Below are 24,813 nucleotides of genomic sequence, written 5' to 3' on the forward strand. Positions count from 1 at the left end.
GCCCCTTCGCGAGCAAGCCCGCTCCCACATTTTGACCGTGTGTTACCTGTCGACTTTGTGTTTAGCCGCATACAAACACAGCATTTCCATCGCCAACGTCGCCGCCGCCAGTGAGGTAATGTCCGCACTGTCGTAGGCCGGCGCCACTTCCACGACGTCCATTCCCACCAGATTGATCCCGCGCAAGCCACCCAGGATCTCCAGCGCCTGCACCGTGCTCAGGCCACCGCACACCGGCGTTCCGGTGCCTGGAGCGAAAGCCGGATCAAGGCAATCAATGTCGAACGTCAGGTACACCGGGTGATCACCGACCCGCGCCCGAATGGCCTCGACAATCGCATCAACACCGCGTCGATGCACTTGCCGCGCATCCAGCACTTGAAAGCCCTGGTGATCGTCATTGGTGGTGCGCAAACCGATCTGCACCGAACGCGAAGGATCCACCAACCCTTCCTTGGCCGCGTGCCAGAACATCGTGCCGTGATCGACGCGTTTGCCGTCTTCGTCCGGCCAGGTGTCGCTGTGGGCGTCGAAGTGGATCAACGACAGCGGACCATGTTTACGCGCATGGGCCTTGAGCAGCGGATACGTGATGAAGTGATCCCCGCCGAACGTCAGCATCGCGCTACCGGCGTTGAGAATGTGTTCGGCATGGGCTTCGATGCTTTCCGGCACCGACTGCGGTGTGCCGTAATCGAAATCGCAATCGCCGTAGTCGATGACTGCCAGATGATCGAACGGGTCGAAGGCCCATGGCCAATGGCGTTCCCAGGCAATTCCGGTGGACGCGGCACGAATGCCCCGTGGTCCGAAACGCGCACCGGGGCGGTTGCTGGTGGCGGTGTCGAACGGGACACCGCTGACCGCTACGTCGACGCCGCGCAAGTCGCGACTGTAGCGACGACGCATGAAACTGGTGATACCGGCGTAGGTACTTTCGGCGGCAGTGCCGTAGAGGCTGTCGCGGGTCATGGCCTGATCGTTTTGCATCGGGACGTCCATCAGGTACTCCTTGTTATTGGCTTATTGGCGGCTACGGAAAGTGGTCCACAAGCGAGTGCGTTGGCGCAGGTCCTTGAGGCTCATGCTGCGGTCGGCGTACAGCAAACCGCGAACGTCGGCGGGTGGGTAAATGTCCGGGTCGGTGCGCACCGACTCATCCACCAGCGGCGTTGCAGCCTGGTTGGCCGTGGCAAAGAACAGTGTGTTGGTCAGCGCCGCGACGGAGTCCGGGCGCAACATGAACTCGATAAAGGCGCGGGCCGCTTCGGGGTGAGGCGCGTCCTTGGGGATCGCCAGGTTGTCCTGCCAGACCAGCGTGCCCTCTTTCGGAATCCGGTACGCCACTTCGAACGGCTTGTTGGCCTTGCGTGCCTGATCGGCGGCCATGCTGGCGTCACCGTTGTAGGTCAACGCCAGGCATACACTGCCGTTGGCCAGATCGCTGATCTGCCGACCGGTCGCGACGTACAGCACATTGGGTTGCAGCTGATGCAACAACGCATCGGCAGCTGACAGATCAGCCTTGTCGGTGCTGTAGGGATTTTTACCCAGGTAATGCAGCGCCAGTCCGACTACTTCCTGGGGCGAATCGAGAATGGCAATGCCGCAGTCCTTCAGTTTGCTGGCGTACTCAGGCTTGAACAGCAAATCGAGGCTATTGAGCGGCACATTCGGCAAGCGCTGTTTCACCGCTTCGACATTCATCCCCAGGCCCAGGGTGCCCCAGGTGTAGGGCACGCCATAGCGGTTGCCGGGGTCGACGGCGGCGAGTTTTTCCAGCAAATCCGGATCGAGGTTGGCGTAACCCTTGAGGCTTTCGTGGGGAATCTCTTTCAACGCACCGGCGGCCAAGCCACGGGCCAGCACACTGGACGACGGCACGACCACGTCATAACCGCTGCCCCCGGTGAGCAACTTGGTTTCGAGCACCTCCGAGGAATCGAAGGTGTCGTAGCGCACGTGGATGCCGGTTTCCTGCTCGAACCGCTGCAAGGTTTCAGGCGCTACGTAATCGGACCAACTGTAGAGATTCAGGACTTTTTCCTCGGCCTGGGCTGATACGGCCATGGCGAGGAACAGCGCGGGTAAACACAGCTTGAACGTGGGAGCCATGACGGAACACCTGAGCAGATGAAGTGGATGCAGAATGCGTCGTCGGATACATTGCAAAAATACCAAGTTAGTTATCCTGACTTTATCCAGGAGTAATGTTTGATGCTCAGCCAGCTCCACGAGCTCGATCTGCAACTGCTTCGCCTGTTCGTCAACGTGGTGGAGTGCGGCGGTTTCAGCGCGGCTCAGGGGGAGTTGGGCTTGAGCCAGTCGAGCATCAGCCAGCAAATGGCCAAACTGGAAACCCGGCTCGGCTATCGCCTGTGCAGTCGCGGCAAGGGTGGTTTCAAGATCACGCCCAAGGGCGAACAACTGCTGAGTGCGACTCGCAGCCTGTTCGAGTCCATCGAAGCCTTCCGTCATCAATCCAATGGTGTGGCCGGGCGCTTGATTGGCGAGGTTCGTTTGGGGCTCTCCGAAGCGCTCGATCAATCCGTGTTGCAACGGGTGGCCGATGCGATTCGGCGCTTTCGTGAACGGGACGAATCAGTCCGCATCGAATTGATCAGCGCCATGCCCGGCGAAATGGAACGGTTGCTGCTGCAACAACGACTGGACCTGGCGATCGGCTATTTCTCACAAGTGCAAAGCGCTTTTGACTACCGCGAACTGTTTACCGAAACCCAGCACCTGTATTGCGCCGCCGGCCATCCGTTGTTCACCCATGATGCGCCTGACGATCAAGCGCTACAGGCTTGCGATCGGGTCGATCACCCTTACCGCTTCCTGCGCAGCGACGAGCCCTTCCAGGGGAAGAGGTGTTCGGCGCGCTCGGAGCAAGTCGAAGGCACCCTCGCCTTCATTCTCTCTGGCAAGCATGTCGGTTATTTACCCGAACACTTTGCCCGCAGCTGGGAAGACAAAGGATTGCTGAGCGCCGTGCGCCGTGACGATATGAGTTTCGACGTGGCGTTTCATCTGGCCCGCCATCGCGCCCAGGTGCCGGGGGATGCACAGAAAGCTTTTGAAGAGGATTTGTTGGCGGCGTTCACTTGAATCCTGCGAGGATCCTGTGGGAGCGGGCTTGCTCGCGAAGGGGCCGGCATATCCAACATTGATATCGACTGATACGCCGCCTTCGCGAGCAAGCCCGCTCCCACAGGATCGTGCTGGGTATGTGGCTCATCGCTCGCCACAAAATAGTCTTTCTGGCATCCTGCGCCTCCATTTTTGACCCGGCCCGCCTTCTGGCATGCACACCACCATGACCGCCTCTGAAAAAGCCCCTGCCCCGCGCAATAACGACCTGATCTACGGCCTCGACGATCGCCCGCACCTGACCGCCACCGTCTTCGCCGCCCTGCAACACGTGCTCGCCAGTTTCGTCGGTATCATCACCCCGACCCTGATCATGGGCGGCGCCCTCGGCCTGCAAAGCGAAGTGCCATACCTGATCAGCATGGCGCTGTTCGTTTCGGGGCTGGGCACGTTTGTTCAGGCACGACGTTTCGGCCCGATCGGTTCCGGCCTGCTGTGTCTGCAAGGCACCAGCTTCTCATTCATCAGCGTGATTCTCAGTGCCGGTTTCATGGTCAAGGCCCGGGGTGGCGGCACCGATGAGATCCTGTCGACCATCTTCGGTGTGTGCTTTTTCGCTGCCTTCATCGAAGTGGTGTTGAGCCAGTTCATCGGTAAATTACGGATGCTGATCACCCCGGTGGTGACCGGCACGATCATCACGCTGATGGGCCTGTCGCTGATCAAAGTCGCCATGACCGACATCGCCGGCGGCTTCGGTGCGGCGGACCTCGGCGCGGCCAGTCACCTGGTCCTGGCAGCCTTGGTGCTCGGAACGATTGTGGTGTTGAACCGGGTCGATGTGCCGTTCCTGCGCCTCGGTGCGATTGTCATCGGCCTGACCCTCGGCTATCTCGTGGCCTGGCTGATGGGTGACGTCAATTTCGCCAGCCTGCCCGAAGTCCCCCTGATGAGCGTGCCGGTGCCGTTCAAGTACGGCTTTAACTTCGATTGGGTGGCGTTTGTGCCAGTGGCGGTGATTTTCCTGGTGTCACCGCTGGAAGCCGCCGGTGACTTGACCGCCAACTCGATGATTTCCCGGCAGCCCGTCAAAGGCCCGATCTACATCCGCCGGATCAAGTCCGGCCTGCTCGCCGACGGCCTCAACTCGGCCATGGCCGCCGTGTTCAACAGCATGCCGATGGTGACCTTCGCCCAGAACAACGGCGTGATTCAGCTCACCGGCGTGGCCAGCCGCTACGTGGCGTTCTTCATTGCCGGTTTGTTGGTGGTGCTGGGGTTGTTCCCGATGATCGGCGCGGTGCTGCAACTGATGCCCAAACCGGTACTCGGTGGCGCTGAACTGGTGATGTTCGGCACCGTCGCCGTCGCCGGGATCAAGATCCTCGCCGAAGCCGGCCTGCATCGACGCAACATGCTGATCGTGTCGATTTCCCTCGGCATGGGCCTGGGTGTCGCGGCGGTGCCGGAAGTGCTGCGCGAGTTGCCGAAGGCGCTGCACAACATCTTCGAATCGCCGATCACCGTCGGCGCGTTGTGCGCAATCGTGCTCAACATCTTCCTGCCCGAGGAATTCATCGAGCTGGATGAAGATGACTTCGATCCGGAAGCCTCGATCCTGCGGGTCATGGAAAACCCGGATGTCCCGGCCAAGGGTGAACCCGTCTCGCCTGCCGCTGTCGCACCCTTGAACCGCTAGAAAATGCTCGAGGCCGAGCCACTGGTGGTTTGGCCTTTTCTTTAAGAGAGCACGTTCATGCGCAGTGTCCACGCCGTTGTCCTTTTCCTGTTTTTGCTCTCCCTGAGCGCCTGCGCCCTGCTGCCCAATCGCGACCCACTGAACATCAATGTCGTCGGTATCGAGCCGTTGCAAAGCCAGGACATGGAAGTACGCTTTGCCGTGAAAATACGCGTGCAAAATCCCAACGAGACCACCATCAATTACAACGGCGTCGCCCTGGACCTGGAAGTCAACGGCCAGCCACTCGCCTCCGGCGTCAGCGATCAATCGGGCTCGATTGCACGTTTTTCCGAAACCGTGCTGACCGTTCCGGTGAGTGTTTCGGCGTTCTCGGTGCTGCGCCAGACCCTGGGTCTGAGCAAAACCCAAACCCTCGACAACCTGCCCTACGTCCTGCACGGCAAACTCGCGGGCGGCGTGTTCGGCACCCTGCGTTTCGTGGACACTGGAAAACTCAGCCTGCCAACGTCGACGACCGGCACCTGGTAAATCACGACTCAAGGAGCGAACTCTATTCATGAACACAACAGGTGTGGACGCCACAAATCAAATGTGGGAGCGGGCTTGCTCGCGAAGAGGCCGGCACATCCAGCATAGATGTTGAATGTTATGGCCCCTTCGCGAGCAAGCCCGCTCCCACATGGGTTATGTGTTGAAACGCACGCCAGGTTTGGCCCGCTCATCCACCGTTAGCTCAAACACGTCCGGGCGCGCGTAGTGCCCGACCACGTCGTAGTCGTAACGGGCGCGGATCAGGTCATCAGTGTCGATTTCTGCGGTGAGCAAACCGGCGCTGTCACGCAGCGGCCCCGCCAGAATGTCGCCCATCGGCCCGACGATCACACTGCCACCGGCAATCAATGGGCGGTCCGCCGGCCAGTTGGCGATCTCCACGCCCAAGGCGTGCGGTGAATCCTGAACCTGACAGGCGCTGACCACAAAGCAGCGTCCTTCATGGGCGATATGGCGCATGCTGACCTGCCACATTTCCCGCTCATCCACGGTTGGCGCGCACCAGACCTCCACGCCTTTGGCGTACATCGCGGTGCGCAGCAGCGGCATCATGTTTTCCCAGCAAATCACCGCACCGATCCGCCCGACCTGACTGTCGATCACCGGTAACGTCGAGCCATCGCCTTTGCCCCAGATCAACCGTTCGGTGCCGGTGGGCATCAGTTTGCGGTGCTTGGCGACCAGCCCGGCCTGCGGATCGAAATACAACGCAGTGCAGAACAAGGTGCTGCCGGCGCGTTCGATGACACCGATCACCAGATTGGCGCCGGTGCGCACCGATAACCCGGCCAACGCTTCGGTTTCCGCGCCGGGCACGTCGATCGCATTGGCAAAGTACCGGGCAAAGGCTTCACGCCCTTCCGGCAGGCGATAACCCAGCTGAGTGCCAAAGCCCTCGCCTTTGGGGTAACCGCCGAGCAACGCTTCGGGCATGACCACCAGCGCAGCGCCGGATTCGATAATCGCGTTTTCCCAAGAAAGGATCTGTTCCAGGGTCTCGGCCTTGCCACCGGGCAAGGCGCCGATTTGCAGTGCAGCAACGATTGACTTGGGCATCGCAGTAACTCCGAAAGCATTGAGGTGTTGCTCATTCTCCGGCGCCACGGGATCATGAATAAAGCCCCGTTTACTGCTGAATGATATGAACCAGATGAATATCGCCACCGTCGATCTCAACCTGCTGAAAGTCTTCGAAGCGCTCCACGAGGAGTCCAGCGCCAGCCGGGCCGCGTTGCGTCTGGGCGTGACGCAATCGGCGGTCAGCGCGGCACTGCGAAGGCTGCGCGAGGTGTATGGCGATCAGTTGTTCGTGCGCACAGGCCGCGGACTCGCGCCCACGCTCAAGGCCAACCAGTTGAAACCGGTGGTCAGCGACGCCCTCAACAAATGCCGGCAGAGCCTGGCGATGGTCGATCCGGCCGCCCACCATTACGACGGGCGCTCGGTGACCGTGGGTATGTCCGATGATTTCGAAATCGCTTATGGCCGCCGGCTGATCGAAGAGATCGCCCGCGTCGCGCCGAAGCTACGGCTAATCTTTCGTCAGACCCACAGTCAGATCGTCGCGCAAGCGTTGATGGAACGCAGCATTGATCTGGCGATTACCGCCGGTGGGTTTGCCGAGCGCTTGCTCAGCCGTCAGGTGCTGGGAGAAGGCGGCTATCTGTGCCTGGCGGACCCGCTCAGCCTGGCCGTGGGGCAGCAGACCCTCAGCCTTGATGAGTTCGTCGCCCGCGAGCACATTCTGGTGTCGTCGGGCGGCTTTATCGGGATCACCGATGAAGGGCTGGCGGCGCTGGGGTTGACTCGGCGGGTATGTGCTTCGACCACACACTTTGCCGCGTTGCCGCACTTGCTCAAGGGCAGTCAGGCCGTGGCGACCATTCCGGCCCATGCAGCCCAAAGCATTGCAGCGCTCAGCGGACTGGCACTGCTGCCCTGCCCTCTGGCGTTGCCGCGATACCCGATCGAACTGGGCTGGCGCACCAGTACACAGCTCGATCCGGTGGTGCTGAAAGTACGGGAAGCGATTGTCGCGAGTTTTGCGAACGCTACTTGGCAGCCATCAGGCGATTGACTTCGCTGCGCACCATGTTCGCAAATTCCGGGGGTGACATGCCGTCAAGTTCGGCACGGACCCACTCGGCCCATTTGCCTTTGCGCTTGGCGCGTTCACCGAACAACCGCGCGGCTTCGCCCTTGGACTTGCCCAGGTTGCTTTGCCATAGATCGAACAGACGGGATTTCTCATCTTCCAGCGCAGCGCGCTCGGCAAGGGGTTTGTCGGCCAGATTGAAGCTCATGGGAGTTACCTGCTGCGTAAAATAGACGACATCTTACACTGTAGGAAGAAATGTCCGACTCAGGATTTTTCGTCAAGGTGGGGGCAGTGCGAAAATCCACTGCAACTTTTTCGCTGACGACAGACTCCACTGTTCACTGTCCATTTATCTGCAAGGAGTACCTCAATGGCCCGCAAAACCCGCGCACAAATCGCCGAAGATCAAATCAAGGATCAGGCCTTCAGCGAACTTCAGTCTCTGATCGAAGAATCGGAAAAACTGCTCAAAAACAGTGCCTCGCTCGTGGGTGAAGAAGCGGACACGCTTCGTGGGCAGATCGCCCAGAAACTTCAACAGGCTCGGGACTCCGTCACCCGCGTTCGTGACCGGACCAAACCGGCGGTCGAAGCCACTGAAACCTATATCGGTGGTCACCCGTGGCAAACCGTGGCGATCTCTGCCGGTTTCGGCCTGGTAGTCGGGTTGTTGTTGGGTCGGCGTTAAGCGACCCCGTTTTAATCAGTACCCAGCAAAAAGGCGAGCACGCAGCTCGCCTTTTTCATGCCCGGCTTTTATGCAGACTGAGAGTATGCAGGACTCAGAGCCCGGCCAGTTCCCGCAGATCCGCCAACGTCTGAGCATCGAGCTTAATGCCTTCAGTGCTGGACTTGGCCCGTTGTTGATGACGTCGATCCCCCGGCAAACGCTTGAGCCCCACACCGTGCATCTGCCGGACCAGCTCCTGACTGCGCTCGGCAAAATTCTGCCCGGCCGCCTTGCTCGGGTCGATCACGATCAGCAGTTGGCCCGTCCACGGCGTCTTGGCCCCCGGATGGTTCGACCAATCGAACTCGAAGGAAAAATTGCCGCCGGTCAACGCCGCTGCCAACAGCTCGACCATCATCGACAGCGCCGAACCTTTATGGCCGCCAAACGGCAGCAACGCGCCGCCCTCAAGAATCGCTTTCGGGTCCTGGGTCGGCTGGCCGAGACTGTCCACCCCCATGCCTGGCGGTAAACGCTCGCCCTTGCGCGCGGCGATCTGCACATCGCCATGGGCAATGGCGCTGGTCGCCAGGTCGAAGACAATCGGATCGCCGTCAGCCCGGGGAGCGGCGAAAGCAATCGGGTTGGTCCCGAACAGCGGACGATCGGCGCCGTGCGGCACCACGCAGGTCATGCTGTTGACCACGCTCAGCGCCACCAGGCCTTCATAGGCGAAAGGCTCGACATCCGGCCACAAGGCGGCGAAATGGTGGGAATTACGAATCGCCAGCACCGCAATGCCGGCACTGCGGGCCTTTTCCACCAGCAAGGCGCGTGCTGCCGCCAAGGCCGGTTGGGCGAAACCATTGCCGGCGTCGACCCGGACAAAGCCCGAAGCCACGTCCTCGACCACCGGCACAGCCTGGCCATTGACCCAGCCGCTCTGGAGCGTCGACACGTAACCGGGAATGCGGAACACGCCATGGCTATGGGCGCCATCGCGTTCGGCGCCGGCGCAGTTGAGGGCCAGTGTCCTGGCGACATCGGCGGAGGTGCCGTGGCGCTGAAAAATCTGCTCAAGCAAAAGAACGAGCGCGTCGAAATCGAGCGTTTGAGTGTTCGAACTGACGGCCACTTCGGGCGTTGCGGTCATCTGAAGCTCCAGTTTTATTATTGAGTACGGGCAACAGGGTGAAACGGGTTGCAGGGCAACCCAAAACAGTTGTCGATTAAGCGCTGTTCTACCGGCGTCCTGTCAAGTCTCGCCAGCCTGTTTGCATCAAGCAATATGTACCGCACCCGAGCCTTCCATTGACCGTACTGTTTTTCCTCAATCCAACGGCCTGCGATTACCCGCCGATCGCAGCACTTCGAGGAAAAACCATGTCTGCTCCCCCACTGCCGTATTTTTTCGACGAGGCAGCACTTGCATCCAAAGCCAAACAGCCCGGTGAACGCGAAAAGGCACTGTCTTTCACGCTTGATGACCTGAAGTGGTTGAATGCTGTTTATCTGGCGACGCATGCAGCCCGTATCGCCAACAGCGAGCCCATGCACGTCGACCAGCTGCTTTTAAGCGTACCTGATGCGCCAGGCATCCTCCTGGCCGGCGCTTTTGCCATGAGCCGGCCCAACGATGGAGAAGTCACGCTCTACACACCGTGGAAAGGCCTGATCAAATTCGCAGACATGAAGGGCCTCAAAAGCAAACTCAAGGAATGGTTGGCACAGCCCACTGGGAAGCGTGAATTATTGCGTTTTCTCTCCATCGAACAACGCAGCGCTTTACCCGCCGCCACCGCGCCAGACATTGCCACGCAAGCCATCGCAGGTGCGGTGTTCCAGACCCAGGAGCTCACCCTCGAGCGCAATCAGGCTCAGAACATCAGGACGATGATGGGCGAGTTGCTCAAGCTGCCAACGCTGCAATCGATGCTGGACGAGACCCTCAAGACCGCGCTGCATGAACCGTTCCCCACACTGGACCAGCGCCTTACCCGACTGAAGAGCTTTGTCATCGGCAGCGATGACCAGCAATTGCTTTCCTCGCATTCACTGAGCGATACCCTGCTGCATTACTACCTGACCCATCAGTGGCCCACTGGCGATACCAGAGTTTTTTCCAACCCCCGGCACAGCGTGAGCAGGGCCGCCGATAACCAGGCCTGGGAAAGTGCAGTCAAAGAGATCGCACAAACGTTGACCCCGCGCTTGCAAGACCTGCTCAAGACGTTCTGGAACACACCGATGAACGATGGGCAATCACGCCGGAAGGTTTTTGCCGAGGGCTTGCGCGATACCTTTCACCTGAAGCTTTTGCTTCAGCGTCAGCAACGTGTTTTAACGACGCAGCAATACCTGCGGCTGATGAACCTCAGCCTTGAACCTGACATCGACGATCCTCTTCGTGCCGAAAAAGTCCGTGTCACCGCCCCCTTCAAGCATTACGTGGAGCTCGCCTCCACTGTGATGATCGGCAGCAGCGACGCGTTGGATTTTCTGTACACCCCTTCCAGAGGCATCGAGGCTGCGAGCGACCTGCTCGCTGTCGGGAAAATCGTCGCGCAGATGTTGAAAACCCAAAGGCATGAAGACACGCTGCTCAACTTCATGTCGTTAGACGAACGCGCTACGTTTCTTTCAATGAAGCCGGATGAACAAGTGATTGTCGGTGAACCGATCATCGGCCCGGTGTTTGAACAGTTGATGACCGACATCCTTGGCAAGCAACGCGAGAATCTGGCCTATGCGCTGAGCGAATACCGTGAAAGCGAAGGCACGCAGGATCCCCGAGCCTTGTTCGACAAGGCACTCGATGTCCGCGGACTGATCGACGATCGCCTGCTGGCTGCCGATGCCGAAGGACGCTGGAGCACACACGCAGACCGGCGCCTGAGCGCGCAACCTGCCACTGTTCACGGCGAGTCGGCCAAAGAGCATCAGGCCCTTCTTTCCACCGTTAAGCGGCCGCTCGACCTACTGCTTGAAAACCAGCCGGTCATTCCCGCGACAACTCGAACGATTGCCGAAGCGCAGCGCATCTTCAATTCCTCGCTTGGGAGCCTGCAATCGCGCTTCACTCAAACCCTGTCAACGGCATTGCGCAGCGAGTTGAAGCTGCACAGCGTCATGCGCACCCTGAGTGCGACGGAACAGGCAATCATCAGCACCGTGCTTGATACCCCGGCACGCCTGCAGCGAGCGGCATTGAACGGGTTTTTGCCGGACGTATTTTCCTTGGCATTGAAGGCAAGTGGGACCACCGCCCCGTTGAAACTGGCCAGTTGTTTTGTGCTGACGGAACGTGGAGGCCTGGACCCGAAGCATTCGGGCAAGGCGATTTTGTGGACGCCGGCCTTGGGATTTGAAGCTTTCAGGGCATTGACTCCGTTGCTGAACGAGCTCAATCGACGCCTCAAGGACACCGATGATCGCCCCTCCCTTCTGGAGAACCTTGGACGCAGCGAGAGAGTGGCTGGGCGGACTTACACCCTGGCGTCGCTGCAACGAATAGATGAGCATTTTCTCGATCACGTGCAAAAGCCCTATGTCCAATTGGACCAGGCGTGCGTCATCCGTGCGCTGGCCACGAAGCTTCCCGCGGCGCCCCTGGCCAGTCTCCTGAAGCTGGTGGCATTGCGCCAACCGATGACCGGGCTAGACCGCGCGACGGACATTGCCCAATCCCTGATCACTCAGCAAAAACTGCCGGTATGGCTGGCCAAGGCGTCCATTCAAGATCAGATATTGCACGGGGAGTTGCTTCAGCAATACCTCAACAACGTAACCAACGATCAGGACTACCTCACCGGCATAAGCTCCCTGGCACGCACGGCGCACGATGCACTTGAAAAACAACTCAAGGCAGATACGTTCGACATTGATCCGGATAAGGTCCAGATACAGATCGACAAGCGCTCAAGGTCTGCAGCCAGCACCCAAACCCTGACCGATTTTGCACTGACCCATTTCAAGGATCTGGACAAAATCCATTTCAAACTGGTGTCGCTTGATAACACCGCGATCCCTCAGGATATGGACCAAAGCTACATCAGGGACCTGGTACGAAACTTGAAGCTGGGTGAACTTCAACAAAAGACATTGAACGAAGCCTTTGCAGCCACCCAGGCGAATGCCAAGGACCGCAGGAAGCGTTTTTACACGCAATTACCCTGGCAACTGATGCATTACGCCCACACGGAAAAATTGCAGGAGCGCCTCAGCGAGACCGGGTTTGATCTGATACGCCAAGTCATGGACATGCCTGACGCTATCGCCCGCGCGGCAGTCGACGGTGCCCACGCGATCATCCGCCCACTTGAGCTCCTGGGCATCAAGCGTGAACAGGCGATCAAGGTGCCAGGCGTCTATCTGATTGGCTCATCGGCTGACAGCTCCGCGCCACAGGTCCTTGTCGCGCCTCATAGCCCCGGTCACGGGGTGAAAGAATATAAAAATGAAACACAACTGGTGACCGAACTGAAGACACGCGGCGATCTGCTCGACTGGGTACTCATGAACCTCCCGCAGCCTGAACGGATACTGCTTGAACTCAGGATGGCGACCTCCAATAGCCGCCTCGCCGAGGTGAGGCTGGCGTCCAACCCGATCAAGGGCAATCTGTTCGGACATTTGTTCAACGACAATGCCGATTTATTGGCACGATTGCTCGGTTGTCAGGCCGATGACAAAAAGCAGAGCGAATGGGCAACCATCAAGCATGTGCTGGGTGAAGATCTGCAAGGGGCATTTACGTTCGTGATGGGCAAGCTTGCCTACCCGATTACGGTGTGGCGCAGTTACCGAGACATCAAGCAGTCCGCCGAAGACCTTCAAACGCACAAATGGGGAGCGGCGTTAAAGGAATTTATCAGCGGCATCGCACAACTCGCCACGTTGCGACTGTCGCTGGAATCGCAAGCGAAGCCATCTTCAACGTTAACTGCACCGGCGCCAGCAACGCCCGATACCCGCTTCAAATGGCAGGATGTCGCCATTACAGCCCCCGAACGTACGCAGTTGAAGCGTCATGAAAGCCTGGATGTGGACCTGAATTCGCTCACATTAAATTCGAGTCTCGGCCTCTATACCCATCCGACGACAAATAAAACCTACGCACCGGTTGAAGGAAAGGTATATCCGGTCGCAAAGCGCGGCACACACTGGCGCATCGCCGACACCAACAATCGCGGTCCCCGGCTGAGTCTGAACGTGTCGAAACAATGGGTTCTGGATAGGCAAACGCCAGCCCCCCGCTTCAGCATCAGCGATCGGTTGCGCACGGCCTCTTCGGTTTGGGAGGGCATGAACATCGAGGCCAATGGAATGCGCGAAATCCGTCGACTGTTTCCGCAAAAGGCCCGCCAGATTGACCAAGCGCTGGACCTGGCAACCACCTATGCCTGGAACTGCTTTCAAAACCTGCAGTTGCTGAAGTCTTCCGACAAAACGGTGACACCCGTGCATCAACTCATCATGGATTTTATTGATGTGCCGCAAGTGCAGTCCACGCATGTGGAGCAGCTTGAAAAAGTCATGACTGACATTTTTGCGGCCTTGTTGGACCCCTCACTCAGAAAGCCGAAGTCCAGTCGTTTTGCAATCGGCAGGATGCTCGATGGCGCGGCAACAACATTCGGCTTCATCGTTCCAACGGATGCAAAGCAGAAAATCTATCTGGCAGAAAAGTTCTTCGACACCGGTTTCGAGTTCTACCGCAAACATCTTTCCGAGCCTGCCTTCCCTATCAAAACCCATGCTCAAGCAGTCACCCTTATTCATGAGCTTTCCCATATCGTCTGCAAAACCGAAGACATCGCTTACCTCGACTCCAGCAGGCCATTTCCCCATCTGATTGGACAGGCCAGCGCAACTGCCAATGACCTCAAGGACGCGTTGACCACGCTTCAGGAAACCGCACTCTCGATCAAGACTCCCCTTACCCAGCTGTTCATGACCGAGGATCCTGACACCGGTGTGTGGGAGAACCCGGGCAGCACTTCATATGAAAATACTGATCGGGTAAAGGCGCATCTATTGACCTTGACCGGGGGAGAAAACCTGAGCGTTGCCCGCAAGATTTTCAAGCGAGATCCATTGGTCAGACTCAAGGTGCAACTCGGCAACGCCGACAGCGTTTCATGGCTCATCAGCCATATGGGGCGCCAACTGCACACCAGCACCCCGTGAATCAGAACAATAAATTCTCAGTTGATGGGTAATTGCCATGACGGTTGTTCTCGCAGACTTCCCCTCAAGGTTAGAATGCGGGAAATCAGGATGGGTCAATGACCGACAACTCACTCTCGCAAGCCCAGGATGAGGCAATCACCGATGCCGCTGCGCATTGGTGCATGCGTCTGCACGCCATCGATTGCACTGCTGAAGAGCGGCTGGCATTCGAGCAATGGCATGACGCTCATCCGCTTCACGCGTTCGAGTACGAGGCGATGCTGGAGATCTGGGATGTTGCGGGGGGCCTGCCACAACCAACAACTTTGGTGGCCCCGATGGTCCGCGCCAAACTTGCTATGCCTTGGCGCACCTTCGGTATCGCCGCCACGGTTTGCGCCATGGCGTTGCCGCTGGCGGCCTATAGCGGCTGGAACCTGGGCTGGCTACCCAACTCCTACCAACATTTCGAGGCGAACGACAATGTCCGCCAGGTCACCCTGAGCGATGGCAGTCAGGTGGAATTGAACCTGGGCAGTGAGCTGACGTTCAGCAACTACAAGGATCAACGTCGGATCACGCTGAAAAAAGGCGAAGCCTTCTTCAGCGTCAGCCATGACACTGAACACCCCTTCATTGTCAAAGCGGCCGAAGGCAGGATTCGGGTCACCGGAACCCAATTCAACGTCTGGATATATGAAGATCAGGTACGGGTGAACCTGATAGAAGGTTCGGTGCTGGTGAGCAGTAATGACGCCGTTGCGGGTGACGGTTTGCGCCTCGAGCCAGCAATGCAGGCGAGCTATAGACGCGGCGACATCACTCCCCGGATCAGTCAGACCTACGACAATGACAACTCGCAGGCCTGGCGTAGCGGAAAACTGGTGCTCGATGATCTGGTGCTGACCGACGCATTGCCATTGATCAATCGCTACTTGAGCAAGCCGGTGATGGTAGCCGACCACAGTACCGGCTCGATTCGCATCGGCGGCATCTACAACATCAAAGAGCTCAACAACCTGGTGGCTTCCCTGCCCAAGGTATTGCCGGTCTACCTGACCCGCAACAAAGATGGCAATCCGGTCCTCAATTCCATTCCGCAACAAGCCCCGAAAAGCTGAAGGCCGCGACCCTTTGCGGGGTGCGGCCTTCAAAACGAAACACAGGACAAAAATTTAGGCTGTGAAAGGCGCTTTTCACGGGCATCTCACAGGCCGCTGACGTGACGGCGACAAATTTTCTACATTCGGGACTTCATTATTTGCCCTGCTCGTACGTCTTATTGAGTGAGAGCACCCATCACATTTCCTGGCCGGCTCGGAAAAGGAGTTTTTGCATGTACAACTCGCAACTGCCAACGGACGGTAGCAATGCGCCAAAGGGCTCTGCCATGGGCTCAGGTGTTTTCAGTCAACGCAACGAGCGCAATGGCAACGAGCGGATCAGGCTGCTGCTCAAAAGCTATGGTCTGCGAACCAGTCTGATCCGCCTGAAAGTCATCGACGCCTTGCTGACCGCCGCCGAAAGCGACCGTAGCCTTGGCGTGCGCGGCGTACACAGCCACTTGCTGGACCTGGATATTCCCCTGTCCTTTCTCAGTGTGCGGGAAGTGTTGAAACGCTTGTGCAGCGAGGGCGTGATCACCCTCAATCCGGACAAAAGCTACAGCCTGCATCCGCACGCTGCAGCCATGCTCCAACGCGAGTGATCCGCGCAAGATGCGTCGTTCAGGGTTTGACCTTGCGGCGCATCACACCATTGATCACCACCACAATCACCGCCACGCCGATGGCGATGTACTGAAACAGCTTCTCGCTGATGACGCCTGCGTTTTGCAGATACGAAAGGCCAAACATGATCCCCAATACCACGAGGGAGATCAGAATCGAGTATTTCAAACGTTGCGACTGAGTCATTGCGAGTTCCTGAACCTGAAAAATGTATCCGATTTGTATCAGAGCGCGTGCCGAGCCCTACCTTTCTCCGGTGATAGGACGCTACAAAACGGGATCTCATGTTACAGCCGATCACTAGATTTGGCTTTATTGCCCCGTGAGGATTTTGAAATGTTCCGTCGAATCGCACTGCCGATTCCCCCTGCTCGCTCTCCTGGCCCTGAGCAGCTGCATCGTTTCCCCCCAAGTTAGCTGGCACGGCGGTCACCATTACGACCGTGGCGGGCCGGGGTATTATCGCCATCGATAGTGTGAAGTTGAACCCTCATTCGTAAGCTAAATACCCCATCCGATGACTGCTAAATAAATGCCCGCCCTGTCGAGGGCATTTTTCGTACGCGCATATTTACCTCTTCCTATCCATCGAATATCGAAACATAACGAAAACTATCGAAACCTTGAGTATCAATAGTTCATTGGAGCTGTTCATGTTCCGTGATTAATCTCGGCGCGTTGCAAAAGACTCGTTATTAAACTTCGCGCAAGAATAGAGACGCCATGCACAAGCCTTTAATCAATATCAGCTCCCGACATCTATTGGGCTTTTGCCTTGCAATCACTTTTTTCGAACTGCTGACCTATATGGCCAGCGACATGATCATGCCGGGCATGTTGACCGTTACCCATCAATTGGATGCCAGCCCTGATCATGTCCCCTACGCCTTCAATCTTTATCTGGCCGGCGGCATTCTTCTGCAATGGCTTATCGGCCCGCTGTCCGATCATTTCGGCCGCCGGCGGATGTTGCTCATCGGTTGTGCGGTATTCGCCCTGGCCTGTGCCGCTGCGTTCAACGTGCAAAGCATTTATGCGTTCAACGGCTTGCGACTGATGCAGGGCATGGGGTTGGGGTTTGTCATTGCGGTCAGCTACCCGGCCCTGCAAGAAGTTTTCTGCGAAGCCGACGCGGTCAAAATCATGGCGTTGTTGGGGAACGTTGCGCTGCTCTCCCCGCTGCTGGGGCCATTGCTCGGCAGTCTGCTGCTGGAATGGTTGTCTTGGCGGGAGCTGTTTTTACTGCTGGGTATCGGCGGCGTGATGGTTTGGCTCGGTCTTTATTTGTTCATGCCGGAAACCGTGGGCACCTTGCGCCACGACGGTCAGCGACTGGAAGCCGTGCGCTTTGAATGGCACAGCACCGTGTGCCGCTATGTCGCGTTGCTGACTAACCCGCCATTCCTTTGCGCCGCAGTCGCGCTGGGCGTGATGAGCCTGCCCTTGATTGCCTGGATCGGCTTGGCGCCGCTCTTGCTGATCCACAACCAGGGGCTTTCAACGCTGCACTATGGCCTATGGCAAATCCCGGTGTTCGCGGCCGTCATTCTCGGCAATCTGATCCTCAACCGACTGATTGCCAACGTTGAACTGCCACAACTGATTCGCTACGCGCTTTGGCCGTTTTGCGGCGGGCTCATCGCGTTAGTCGCCGTCAGCGTCTACGGTGCTTCGACAGTCGTGCTGATCAGTTGCCTGGCGCTGTACGCCGTTGGGCTTGGCATGAGCAACGCCGCACTGTACCGGCTTGCGCTGTTCGCCAGCGACGACAGTAAAGGGCTGGTCTCGGCCATGATCGGCATGATCTCGATCGCCGTCATGGGCGGCGGCGGCTCGCTTATTGCGGCCGCCGGTGCCGGTGACAGCCACGATTCCTTCGCTTGGATGGCGGGTATCGCGGGGCTTCTGAGCCTGGCACCCCTACGCCTGTTTCTGCGGCGCTCTCACATCGCGCTTGCCGTCTGACACCACATAGTAGGTCTTTTGATGATCCATTTACCCCACACCGATGCGCTCTGCGCGTTAACGCAACCCTATTGCCTGGATTCCGTACCCGAGGGCCTGTTCGACCAGGCGATGGGGGAAATCAGCCTGTTTCATTGTCACCACACGCCTGGCTACGAACGCTGGCTAAACGCTAACGGGCTCGATGCAAAGGACCTGGAGACACTGGATGACTGGTCCAGGTTGCCACCGATTTTCGCCAACTATTTCAAACGTCGCTTGTTGTTTGGCCCCACCGGCGAAGGCGCGCTGGAGCTGACCTCATCGGGCACCAGCGGCCAGAAAAGTCGCATGCGCTATGACCCTCGCAGCATGGCAGCGGCTCAAGGCATGGTGAGCCACATTTTCCGGCATTACGGCTGGGATACTCCGCACAGCCCCTGCAATTATTTGCTCCTGAGCTACGAGCCCGAGGCTGCCATCACCTTGGGCACTGCTTACACCGACCAGTTTCTCTGCAGCTATGCGCCCGTCAATCGGGTCGTCTACGGATTACGCCGGACGGGTAAAGGTCACGAGTTCGACCTGTTTGGCGTAATTCGCGCCTTGCAGGAGTTTGCCGACGAGGGATTGCCGGTGCGGATTCTCGGATTTCCGGCGTTCCTTTCCCATGCGCTACAGCACATGGAAAACACCTGCGCACCGAATCTTGAGCTTCCCGCTCAGTCTTTGGTGTTTTTGGGGGGCGGCTGGAAAACCCAGGCAGCACAAGAGATTCCCCTGCTTGAGCTGTATGCCCGAATCAATCGGCAATTAGGTATCGACCTGTCCCGCTGTCGGGATGGCTACGGTGCCGTCGAGCATGCCGTGCCCTATATCCAATGTGCCCGCCATCATTTTCATGCCCCCATTTACTCGAAGGTTTTCGTGCGCAACCCATCCGATTTCACGGTCCAGCCATACGGCCAGCGCGGCTTGCTGGAATTCGTCTGCCCGTACATTTCGTCAAGCCCTGCTCACGCTGTGGTCATGGGCGATCTGGCGACATTACACCCCGGCGCACATTGCGGATGCGGCCTGACGACCGATTGGTTCGAGCTGCACGGACGCGCTGGCACCACCGCCAGTCGCAGCTGCGCCATGGCGGCTTCCGAATTGTTGGGAGGGGCTTGATATGTACCTCATCAATGGCCAACTGCGTGACGACGTCACCCCGCAAATCGCCCTCGACAGCCTTCGAAAACAATTGCCCGGGTTGCTTTCTGCACCGATCGACAGCGAGACCGTCATCGAAGCCGCGGCTCGTTTCGCCACGCAATTACAGACTCGCAGCCTTAACCTGCCTCTGGACGACGATCAACGTCAGGGGCTGATCGAGTTCTGCCAGCGCAGCAACCTGAACATGAAGCTTGAGCGAGAACTGGGTTCGCAACCCCGTTCGCTGAGGCGTATCGACTACCAGCAGCCACACTTTGAAAGCTGGCACCCCTTGGGACTGGTGGTGCATGTGACGCCAGGCAATGCGCCGATGCTCGCGTTCTGCGCGGTTCTCGAAAGCCTGCTGGCCGGTAACATCAACTGGTTACGCCCCAGCACCAGCGATGCGGGTTTGACTGCGCAATTGCTGGCTGCCTTGGTGAAGTGCGACACCTGCGGCAGGCTTGCCGAGTTCGTCGCGGTGCTGCCCGTGGGCACTTCCCGGATAGCCGAACTCTGCGCTCAGGCCGATGGCGTATCAGCCTGGGGCGGTGAAAAGGCGCTCAAAGCGATTCGTCAGCAGATCCCCGCCGGATGTCGCTGGATCGATTGGGGGCACCGGATCAGTTTCGCTTATCTGTCGCCTGACGCGGCCAGCCCTTCGGCGCTGGATGCGTTGGTGGATGAGGTGTGCAGTCTGGATCAACAAGCGTGTTCCAGTCCGCAATGGGTGCTGGTGGACAGCAATGATCCGGCCATCCTGCAGGACCTGGGCGAACGTTTGAGCGAAGCCTTCAAGCGTCGTGCATCGCACTGGCCGGCGCTGGTGCCCACGAACCAGGAAGCGTGCGAGATCACCACCCGCACGGCCATGGCGCAACTGGATTACTGTTTTGCGAACCAGAGCGGCCAGGTCTGGGCCGGCCGCGGATGGCGGATCATCTGGGAACATCATCAGACGCTCGCGCCTTCGCCGCTGTTTCGTACGGTATTACTCAAGCCCGTACCGCAACACTTGATCGCCGAGACGCTGTTGCCCTGGCGCACGGTCCTGCAAAGCTGCGCACTGATTTGCTCTGCAACAGAAACGCCAGGACTTGTGCGAACGCTGGTCAACGCTGGGGTCACCCGTATTGCGCCTTGCGCGGGGATTCATGACGGCTACGCCGGTGAGCCGCATGATGGTGTCTATGCGTTGACGCGTCTGAGTCGCCGTCTCTCGGTGAGTCTGGCACCTGATGTGCTGACGGGCCGTGCAACGCTCGACCCGGTCCCCTCCGCCCCCGACACCACCCATGCGCCGATCATGGACAAAAACGCCTTCGCGACCCAGCCGATGGGCACCGCAGCGCAATTGTATTTTCGCTCTGGAGGCAGCAGCGGCACGCCGGCCCTCGCCGGTTTCAGCTATCGCGACTTTCAACGGCAGATGCGCGCAGCGGCCGACGGCCTGTTCGCCGCCGGGCTCGACCCTGCACAGGACCGGGTCATGAACCTGTTTTACGGTGGCAGCCTGTACGGGGGGTTCCTCAGTTTCACCAAAATACTGGAACAGATGGGCGTCACACATTTCCCCATGGGTGCGCCCCAGGACGATGACTTCAGCGAAATCGCCCAATTGATCGTTGACCAGCGTGTCACCGTGCTGATTGGCATGCCGAGTACCTTGCATCGTCTGTTCTTCAACGAGCAGGCTCGACTCCGCAGGTACGCAGGTATCAGCAAAGTGTTCCTTGGCGGCGAGCATCCGGGTCAAACCAGCCTCAGCCTCATGGAAAGCTGCGGGGTCTCGATGATCCGCTCGGCGATCTATGGTTCCGTCGACGCAGGCCCCTTGGGGCATGCGTGCGCAGCCACCGCGAACGGGGTGTTTCACTTGATGTGCGATACCCAGCATCTGGAAATCGTGCAGATCGAACAGGATGAACCGGTTCAGGCCAATGAGATCGGTCGCCTGCTGTTTACTTCACGAGCACGGCAAGGCCAAACAGTGCGCCGGTATGACGTTGGAGACACCGGTCGCTGGATACCCGGAGCCTGTCCGTGTGGGCTGGACTCACCCCGCTTCGAACTGCTCCAGCGCCACGGCAAACTGGTGCGAATGGGCACGGAGTTCATTTCGCCCTCGGCTCTGCAGGATAGCGTCGGCGCGCCCATTCAGCTTGTTCTGGACCACACCCCTGATGGCGTCGAGCGACTCAACGTTCTAACGGATGCAGACATCAACCAGGTTCGCAACGCATTGCTGAGCCATGAAGCGCTGGCCAATGCCGTAAACGCCAACCTGGTCACTGTCGAAGTTCAAGTGTGCATGGAACAAGCGTTCAATCGAAACAAACACAGCGGCAAAACACCGTTGGTGATTGATAAAAGAAAATAAAAATACCGCCAACTACTCACAACTTGTTTTTTAACCGTCTAGACGCCTGATAAAAAAAGAGAATCCAGTGAAATCAACTTATTCGCTCGAACAACTGCTGTCTTATATACGGCGACATTCAAACTTCTACCGCCAGCAACTGGAACACTTACCGCCGCAGGGCATTACGTTACAAGATCTACCGCTGACCAACGCCGTGGACTATTGGGCTGACAGCCATGACTTGAGTCATTGGCCGGTCCTGACCGGAAAGGTCGATGATGCGCTGGTGTTTAAAACCGGCGGATCGACCAGCCAGGGCAAACTGACGGTGTATACCTATAACGAATGGCAAGCACTGGTCAGTACGTTCGGAGAAAGTATCTCCTCTCAGCTGAACGACGGCGACCGTGTCGCCAATTTGTTCTTTTCCGGTGATCTTTACGCCAGTTTTCTGTTCATCCACGACTCACTGGCGCACGTCAGGCGATCGATCTGCGAGTTTCCATTTACCGGGCAAGTCGAGCTGGAGGTATTGGCCGATGCGATTGATCAGCATCAGATCAACGTGCTGGTCGGCGTCCCGGCACAGTTGCTGCGGTTCGCTGCCTACCTGAACCAGCATCAGCGAGTACTGTGCGGGGTTGAAACGTTGCTGTATGGCGGCGAAAGCCTGTTTGCCCAGCAGGTGGCAATCCTCACCGACGTATTTCCCAACGTGCGCATTGCGTCCATTGGCTACGCCAGTGTAGACGCCGGCCTTATCGGGGCCAGCGGCCGCGACTGCGCCTTGGGCGAGCATCGGGTGTTTGAACCACAAACCTTGCTGGAGATCGTCGATGAACTCACCGGCGAAGTCATCGAAGAATGCGATCGCACCGGACTGTTGGTGGTGACCAGTCTGACCCGCCGGCTCATGCCACTGCTGCGTTACCCAGTAGGCGACCGCGCGTGCTGGCGCGAGCCCGGCTCAACCCCAAATCGCAAATTCGCCCTCAAGGGGCGTAGCGTGCACAGCCAGCGAGTGCGCGTCGGGGTGCTGTCGCTGCTGATCGATGACATCCAGCAGATCGTCCAGCGCATTGCCCACAACGACCAATGGCAATTGCTGATCGAACATGACGGCTACAAAGATATTTTGAGTGTGAAGTGGGTGCCCTCGGCGCTATCAATGGCCACCGTACCGGTGTGCCGAGCGTTGTACGCGGCGCTGGTTGAACACTATCCCGCCATCGAGAAACTGTGCCGCGAGGGCCTGTTGGAGTTGCGAGTGTTGTCCTGTGCGGTCACCGCATTGAAGCTTCACCCACGCTCCGGCAAACAACTGCGGGTCCTGGACTTGCGCGTGTATGACGCACTGTCGCCGGAGCCCGCATGATGCCGCATTTGATTTTTCGACCCTATCGGCCATCCGACGCATGTGCCGTGAGCCAGTTGTTTCGCGAGGTCTATGGCGATCATTACGTGCAACCGGATGTTTACTTGCCGAACATGATCAATCAGCACAATGCCGAGGGGCGCTGGAAGTCGATGCTGGCGGTGGACGACGTACGCGTTTTAGGGCATGCCGCGTTGTGCCATGACATACCCGCGGACACCACCGAGCTGGCCCTCAGTGTGGTGCATCCCGCCGCGCAGGGGCAGAGTATCGCGACCCGCCTGGGACGGGAGTTGCTGTCGCGGTCAGGTTCCATGGGGTTCAAGAGCGTCTCGATCAAACAAGTGACACACCATCCCTACACGCAACGCATGGCAGCAAACCTCGGCTTCCACAGCACGGGTTTGCTTCCTGACTACGTCCCTTCGCCCTTCGCTGAGCCGCTGCCGGAAACCATCGTGATGGGTTGTCATGTCGTCGAAGGACATACGCGTCCACTCCCCGACATCCCATGGCCTGACAGCTGCCGGGGGTTTATGCAGCACCTGTGTTCCGTGTTCGGGACTCATCCGGACACGACGCCGTTGTCTTCTCTGCCCTTGCAACTCAAGCAACACCATAAAAGATTCGACATGGTCATCCAGCGTTTGACCAAACGTCTGCTTGAGCAGATCCGGCAGTTGCCCGGGCACTGGCTGATCTCGACCAAACTTCAGTTGTCACGGCACTTTGCCCAGGACTTTCGCAATTTGGCGGCCCTTGGCTTCACCTTTACCGGGCTGATGCCTGCATCAACCCCCCATGGGTGGTTCGCACTGTTTCATCGAGGGGTACAGTCTCGACACCTCAACCTGCACTGCCCGCACATGCAACGCTTGCATGACGATTTACAGCAAAACGCCAACATGCAAAGTAGCGCCGAAGCGCTGAACAGAGCCCGCTCAGCCGCGTGAGTCTTTTCGATAAAAGTCATTGCCCGGCTGCGCACAAAGCTCCACCAGCCAGTCGACAAACACCCTCACCCGCCGGGACAACTGGCGGTGTGGCGGGTAAAGCGCCGCCAGTGGCATCCCCGGTGTCGGCACCGTCCTGAGAACTTCACACAAACGGCCTTCGCTCAGCTGGCGGGCTACGTGGTAATACGGGGTCTGGACCAGACCATACCCCGCCTCACAAGCGGCCAGGTAACCATCGGCGCTGTTGACCGAGACTTGCTTGGGCAGATTAATGAGCTGAACCTGATCATCAACCATGAATTCCAGCCCAAAACGCTTGCCATTGCTGCTGGAGAAGTACTCCACCATCTGATGGCCTTCAAGGTCAGCCAGACACTGAGGCGTTCCGAATCGCTTCAAGTAGTCGGGGCTGGCACACGTGACCTGGTCCAGCATGGCCAACGGCCGCGCCACCAGTGAATCGTCCAGTGAGTCGCCGCCCCGCAGCACACAATCGACGCCTTCGCGTATCAGGTCGACAGGCCGGTCGTTCAAGCCTATTTCCAGCTCGATCAAGGGATATCGAGCAGTAAACTGCGGTAATGCCGGGATCACCATCAAGCGTCCCACGCCCGCCGGCATGTCAACGCGCAACAGCCCCTTGGGGTTATTGCGTGCAGCGCTGAACACCGTTTCGGTTTCCTCCAAGTCTGCCAGCAACCGTACGCAACGAGGGTAATAGGCCGCTCCATCGAGCGTCAGGCTTATCTGCCGCGTCGTGCGTTGCAGCAACTGCACACCGAGATGCGCCTCTAGCTGCTTGATCAGAATGGTCACTGAGGCCCGGGGTAATTGCAGGCTATCCGCCGCCTTGGCGAAACCGCCCAGCTCGACGATTCGGGTGAACACGCGCATCGCGTTAAAACGGTCCATTGCTTCTGCTTACCGGCTGATTATTTAGAAATGACGAACAGTGATAGCAGT

20 protein-coding genes are annotated in these 24,813 nt (G+C 58.3%); 13 read left to right on the plus strand and 7 right to left on the minus strand.

What is annotated here, in order from left to right:
- Nucleotides 1–42 precede the first annotated feature (42 nt).
- Entirely contained in the window at nucleotides 43–1,002 is a 960-nt protein-coding gene (gene speB / locus KW848_RS02330) for an agmatinase (protein ID WP_192408383.1), read from the minus strand.
- Nucleotides 1,003–1,023: 21 nt separating this feature from the next.
- Nucleotides 1,024–2,115, minus strand: coding sequence for a polyamine ABC transporter substrate-binding protein (locus tag KW848_RS02335; RefSeq protein ID WP_218535246.1), 1,092 nt, complete (start codon nucleotides 2,113–2,115; stop codon nucleotides 1,024–1,026).
- A 102-nt stretch (nucleotides 2,116–2,217) separates the two neighbouring features.
- On the opposite strand from KW848_RS02335, the gene KW848_RS02340 reads away from it, so the two are divergent.
- The 3 genes from KW848_RS02340 (at nucleotide 2,218) to KW848_RS02350 (ending at nucleotide 5,323) form a co-directional block, all read left to right on the plus strand.
- Nucleotides 2,218–3,111: a LysR family transcriptional regulator gene (locus KW848_RS02340; RefSeq protein ID WP_218535248.1), complete on the plus strand. Its 894-nt coding sequence runs from the start codon at nucleotides 2,218–2,220 to the stop codon at nucleotides 3,109–3,111.
- 208 nt (nucleotides 3,112–3,319) lie between these two features.
- On the plus strand, nucleotides 3,320–4,792 hold the full coding sequence (locus tag KW848_RS02345; protein WP_218535250.1) for a nucleobase:cation symporter-2 family protein: 1,473 nt from the start codon (nucleotides 3,320–3,322) through the stop codon (nucleotides 4,790–4,792).
- Between the two features lie 57 nt (nucleotides 4,793–4,849).
- Nucleotides 4,850–5,323, plus strand: coding sequence for an LEA type 2 family protein (locus KW848_RS02350; protein ID WP_218535252.1), 474 nt, complete (start codon nucleotides 4,850–4,852; stop codon nucleotides 5,321–5,323).
- Between the two features lie 156 nt (nucleotides 5,324–5,479).
- Here KW848_RS02350 and KW848_RS02355 read toward each other — a convergent pair whose 3' ends face one another.
- The gene (locus KW848_RS02355; protein WP_218535254.1) at nucleotides 5,480–6,403 is read right to left on the minus strand and encodes a carbon-nitrogen hydrolase family protein; all 924 of its coding nucleotides are present in this window, start codon (nucleotides 6,401–6,403) and stop codon (nucleotides 5,480–5,482) included.
- An 85-nt stretch (nucleotides 6,404–6,488) separates the two neighbouring features.
- Between KW848_RS02355 and KW848_RS02360 the strand changes: the two genes are divergently transcribed.
- On the plus strand, nucleotides 6,489–7,424 hold the full coding sequence (locus KW848_RS02360) for a LysR family transcriptional regulator (RefSeq protein ID WP_218535261.1): 936 nt from the start codon (nucleotides 6,489–6,491) through the stop codon (nucleotides 7,422–7,424).
- Here KW848_RS02360 and KW848_RS02365 read toward each other — a convergent pair.
- Complete coding sequence (locus tag KW848_RS02365) at nucleotides 7,399–7,650, minus strand: hypothetical protein (RefSeq protein WP_008155229.1); 252 nt, start codon at nucleotides 7,648–7,650, stop codon at nucleotides 7,399–7,401. The genes KW848_RS02360 and KW848_RS02365 overlap by 26 nt on opposite strands.
- 165 nt (nucleotides 7,651–7,815) lie before the next feature.
- On the opposite strand from KW848_RS02365, the gene KW848_RS02370 reads away from it, so the two are divergent.
- Nucleotides 7,816–8,133, plus strand: a complete 318-nt coding sequence (locus KW848_RS02370) for a YqjD family protein (protein ID WP_111450066.1) — start codon at nucleotides 7,816–7,818, stop codon at nucleotides 8,131–8,133.
- A 94-nt stretch (nucleotides 8,134–8,227) separates the two neighbouring features.
- Here KW848_RS02370 and KW848_RS02375 read toward each other — a convergent pair whose 3' ends face one another.
- Entirely contained in the window at nucleotides 8,228–9,268 is a 1,041-nt protein-coding gene (locus tag KW848_RS02375; RefSeq protein WP_218535264.1) for an Ldh family oxidoreductase, read from the minus strand.
- Nucleotides 9,269–9,498: 230 nt separating this feature from the next.
- Here KW848_RS02375 and KW848_RS02380 point away from each other — a divergent pair, with 230 nt between their 5' ends.
- The 3 genes from KW848_RS02380 to KW848_RS02390 all read left to right on the plus strand — a co-directional run bounded on the left by KW848_RS02380 (nucleotide 9,499) and on the right by KW848_RS02390 (nucleotide 15,994).
- Nucleotides 9,499–14,304 carry a dermonecrotic toxin domain-containing protein gene (locus KW848_RS02380; RefSeq protein ID WP_218535378.1) on the plus strand — a complete coding sequence of 1,602 codons (4,806 nt, stop codon included), beginning with the start codon at nucleotides 9,499–9,501 and terminating at the stop codon, nucleotides 14,302–14,304.
- Between the two features lie 98 nt (nucleotides 14,305–14,402).
- Nucleotides 14,403–15,407, plus strand: coding sequence for a FecR family protein (locus tag KW848_RS02385; protein WP_218535267.1), 1,005 nt, complete (start codon nucleotides 14,403–14,405; stop codon nucleotides 15,405–15,407).
- Between the two features lie 215 nt (nucleotides 15,408–15,622).
- Entirely contained in the window at nucleotides 15,623–15,994 is a 372-nt protein-coding gene (locus tag KW848_RS02390; protein ID WP_111450070.1) for a fe2+ zn2+ uptake regulation protein, read from the plus strand.
- A gap of 19 nt (nucleotides 15,995–16,013) precedes the next feature.
- On the opposite strand, the gene KW848_RS02395 is transcribed toward KW848_RS02390, so the two are convergent.
- A complete protein-coding gene (locus tag KW848_RS02395; protein ID WP_008024801.1) occupies nucleotides 16,014–16,202 on the minus strand; it encodes a hypothetical protein in 189 nt (62 codons plus the stop codon).
- 537 nt (nucleotides 16,203–16,739) lie between these two features.
- Here KW848_RS02395 and KW848_RS02400 point away from each other — a divergent pair.
- The 5 genes from KW848_RS02400 to KW848_RS02420 all read left to right on the plus strand — a co-directional run bounded on the left by KW848_RS02400 (nucleotide 16,740) and on the right by KW848_RS02420 (nucleotide 23,847).
- A complete protein-coding gene (locus KW848_RS02400; RefSeq protein ID WP_218535275.1) occupies nucleotides 16,740–17,981 on the plus strand; it encodes an MFS transporter in 1,242 nt (413 codons plus the stop codon).
- A 21-nt stretch (nucleotides 17,982–18,002) separates the two neighbouring features.
- Nucleotides 18,003–19,133 carry an acyl-protein synthase gene (locus tag KW848_RS02405; RefSeq protein WP_218535278.1) on the plus strand — a complete coding sequence of 377 codons (1,131 nt, stop codon included), beginning with the start codon at nucleotides 18,003–18,005 and terminating at the stop codon, nucleotides 19,131–19,133.
- A gap of 1 nt (nucleotide 19,134) precedes the next feature.
- Nucleotides 19,135–21,537 carry an aldehyde dehydrogenase family protein gene (locus tag KW848_RS02410; RefSeq protein WP_218535286.1) on the plus strand — a complete coding sequence of 801 codons (2,403 nt, stop codon included), beginning with the start codon at nucleotides 19,135–19,137 and terminating at the stop codon, nucleotides 21,535–21,537.
- A 67-nt stretch (nucleotides 21,538–21,604) separates the two neighbouring features.
- Nucleotides 21,605–22,894 carry an AMP-binding protein gene (locus KW848_RS02415; RefSeq protein ID WP_218535288.1) on the plus strand — a complete coding sequence of 430 codons (1,290 nt, stop codon included), beginning with the start codon at nucleotides 21,605–21,607 and terminating at the stop codon, nucleotides 22,892–22,894.
- Nucleotides 22,894–23,847: a GNAT family N-acetyltransferase gene (locus tag KW848_RS02420; protein ID WP_218535291.1), complete on the plus strand. Its 954-nt coding sequence runs from the start codon at nucleotides 22,894–22,896 to the stop codon at nucleotides 23,845–23,847. Before KW848_RS02415 ends, KW848_RS02420 begins: the two co-directional genes overlap by 1 nt.
- Here the strand turns inward: KW848_RS02420 and KW848_RS02425 are convergent.
- Nucleotides 23,836–24,762: a LysR family transcriptional regulator gene (locus tag KW848_RS02425; protein ID WP_218535293.1), complete on the minus strand. Its 927-nt coding sequence runs from the start codon at nucleotides 24,760–24,762 to the stop codon at nucleotides 23,836–23,838. The genes KW848_RS02420 and KW848_RS02425 overlap by 12 nt on opposite strands.
- Nucleotides 24,763–24,813: the final 51 nt, after the last annotated feature.

The organism is Pseudomonas sp. PDM25, from assembly GCF_019219045.1.
In the GTDB taxonomy this organism is placed as follows: domain Bacteria; phylum Pseudomonadota; class Gammaproteobacteria; order Pseudomonadales; family Pseudomonadaceae; genus Aquipseudomonas.

Coding starts and splice junctions, on each gene's coding strand:
- KW848_RS02425 (WP_218535293.1), bottom strand. CDS start 24,762: ATGGACCGTTTTAACGCGATGCGCGTGTTCACCCGAATCGTCGAGCTG.
- KW848_RS02350 (WP_218535252.1), top strand. CDS start 4,850: ATGCGCAGTGTCCACGCCGTTGTCCTTTTCCTGTTTTTGCTCTCCCTG.
- KW848_RS02380 (WP_218535378.1), top strand. CDS start 9,499: ATGTCTGCTCCCCCACTGCCGTATTTTTTCGACGAGGCAGCACTTGCA.
- KW848_RS02420 (WP_218535291.1), top strand. CDS start 22,894: ATGCCGCATTTGATTTTTCGACCCTATCGGCCATCCGACGCATGTGCC.
- KW848_RS02390 (WP_111450070.1), top strand. CDS start 15,623: ATGTACAACTCGCAACTGCCAACGGACGGTAGCAATGCGCCAAAGGGC.
- KW848_RS02355 (WP_218535254.1), bottom strand. CDS start 6,403: ATGCCCAAGTCAATCGTTGCTGCACTGCAAATCGGCGCCTTGCCCGGT.
- KW848_RS02335 (WP_218535246.1), bottom strand. CDS start 2,115: ATGGCTCCCACGTTCAAGCTGTGTTTACCCGCGCTGTTCCTCGCCATG.
- KW848_RS02340 (WP_218535248.1), top strand. CDS start 2,218: ATGCTCAGCCAGCTCCACGAGCTCGATCTGCAACTGCTTCGCCTGTTC.
- KW848_RS02385 (WP_218535267.1), top strand. CDS start 14,403: ATGACCGACAACTCACTCTCGCAAGCCCAGGATGAGGCAATCACCGAT.
- KW848_RS02375 (WP_218535264.1), bottom strand. CDS start 9,268: ATGACCGCAACGCCCGAAGTGGCCGTCAGTTCGAACACTCAAACGCTC.
- KW848_RS02405 (WP_218535278.1), top strand. CDS start 18,003: ATGATCCATTTACCCCACACCGATGCGCTCTGCGCGTTAACGCAACCC.
- speB (WP_192408383.1), bottom strand. CDS start 1,002: ATGGACGTCCCGATGCAAAACGATCAGGCCATGACCCGCGACAGCCTC.
- KW848_RS02395 (WP_008024801.1), bottom strand. CDS start 16,202: ATGACTCAGTCGCAACGTTTGAAATACTCGATTCTGATCTCCCTCGTG.
- KW848_RS02365 (WP_008155229.1), bottom strand. CDS start 7,650: ATGAGCTTCAATCTGGCCGACAAACCCCTTGCCGAGCGCGCTGCGCTG.
- KW848_RS02370 (WP_111450066.1), top strand. CDS start 7,816: ATGGCCCGCAAAACCCGCGCACAAATCGCCGAAGATCAAATCAAGGAT.
- KW848_RS02360 (WP_218535261.1), top strand. CDS start 6,489: ATGAACCAGATGAATATCGCCACCGTCGATCTCAACCTGCTGAAAGTC.
- KW848_RS02400 (WP_218535275.1), top strand. CDS start 16,740: ATGCACAAGCCTTTAATCAATATCAGCTCCCGACATCTATTGGGCTTT.
- KW848_RS02410 (WP_218535286.1), top strand. CDS start 19,135: ATGTACCTCATCAATGGCCAACTGCGTGACGACGTCACCCCGCAAATC.
- KW848_RS02345 (WP_218535250.1), top strand. CDS start 3,320: ATGACCGCCTCTGAAAAAGCCCCTGCCCCGCGCAATAACGACCTGATC.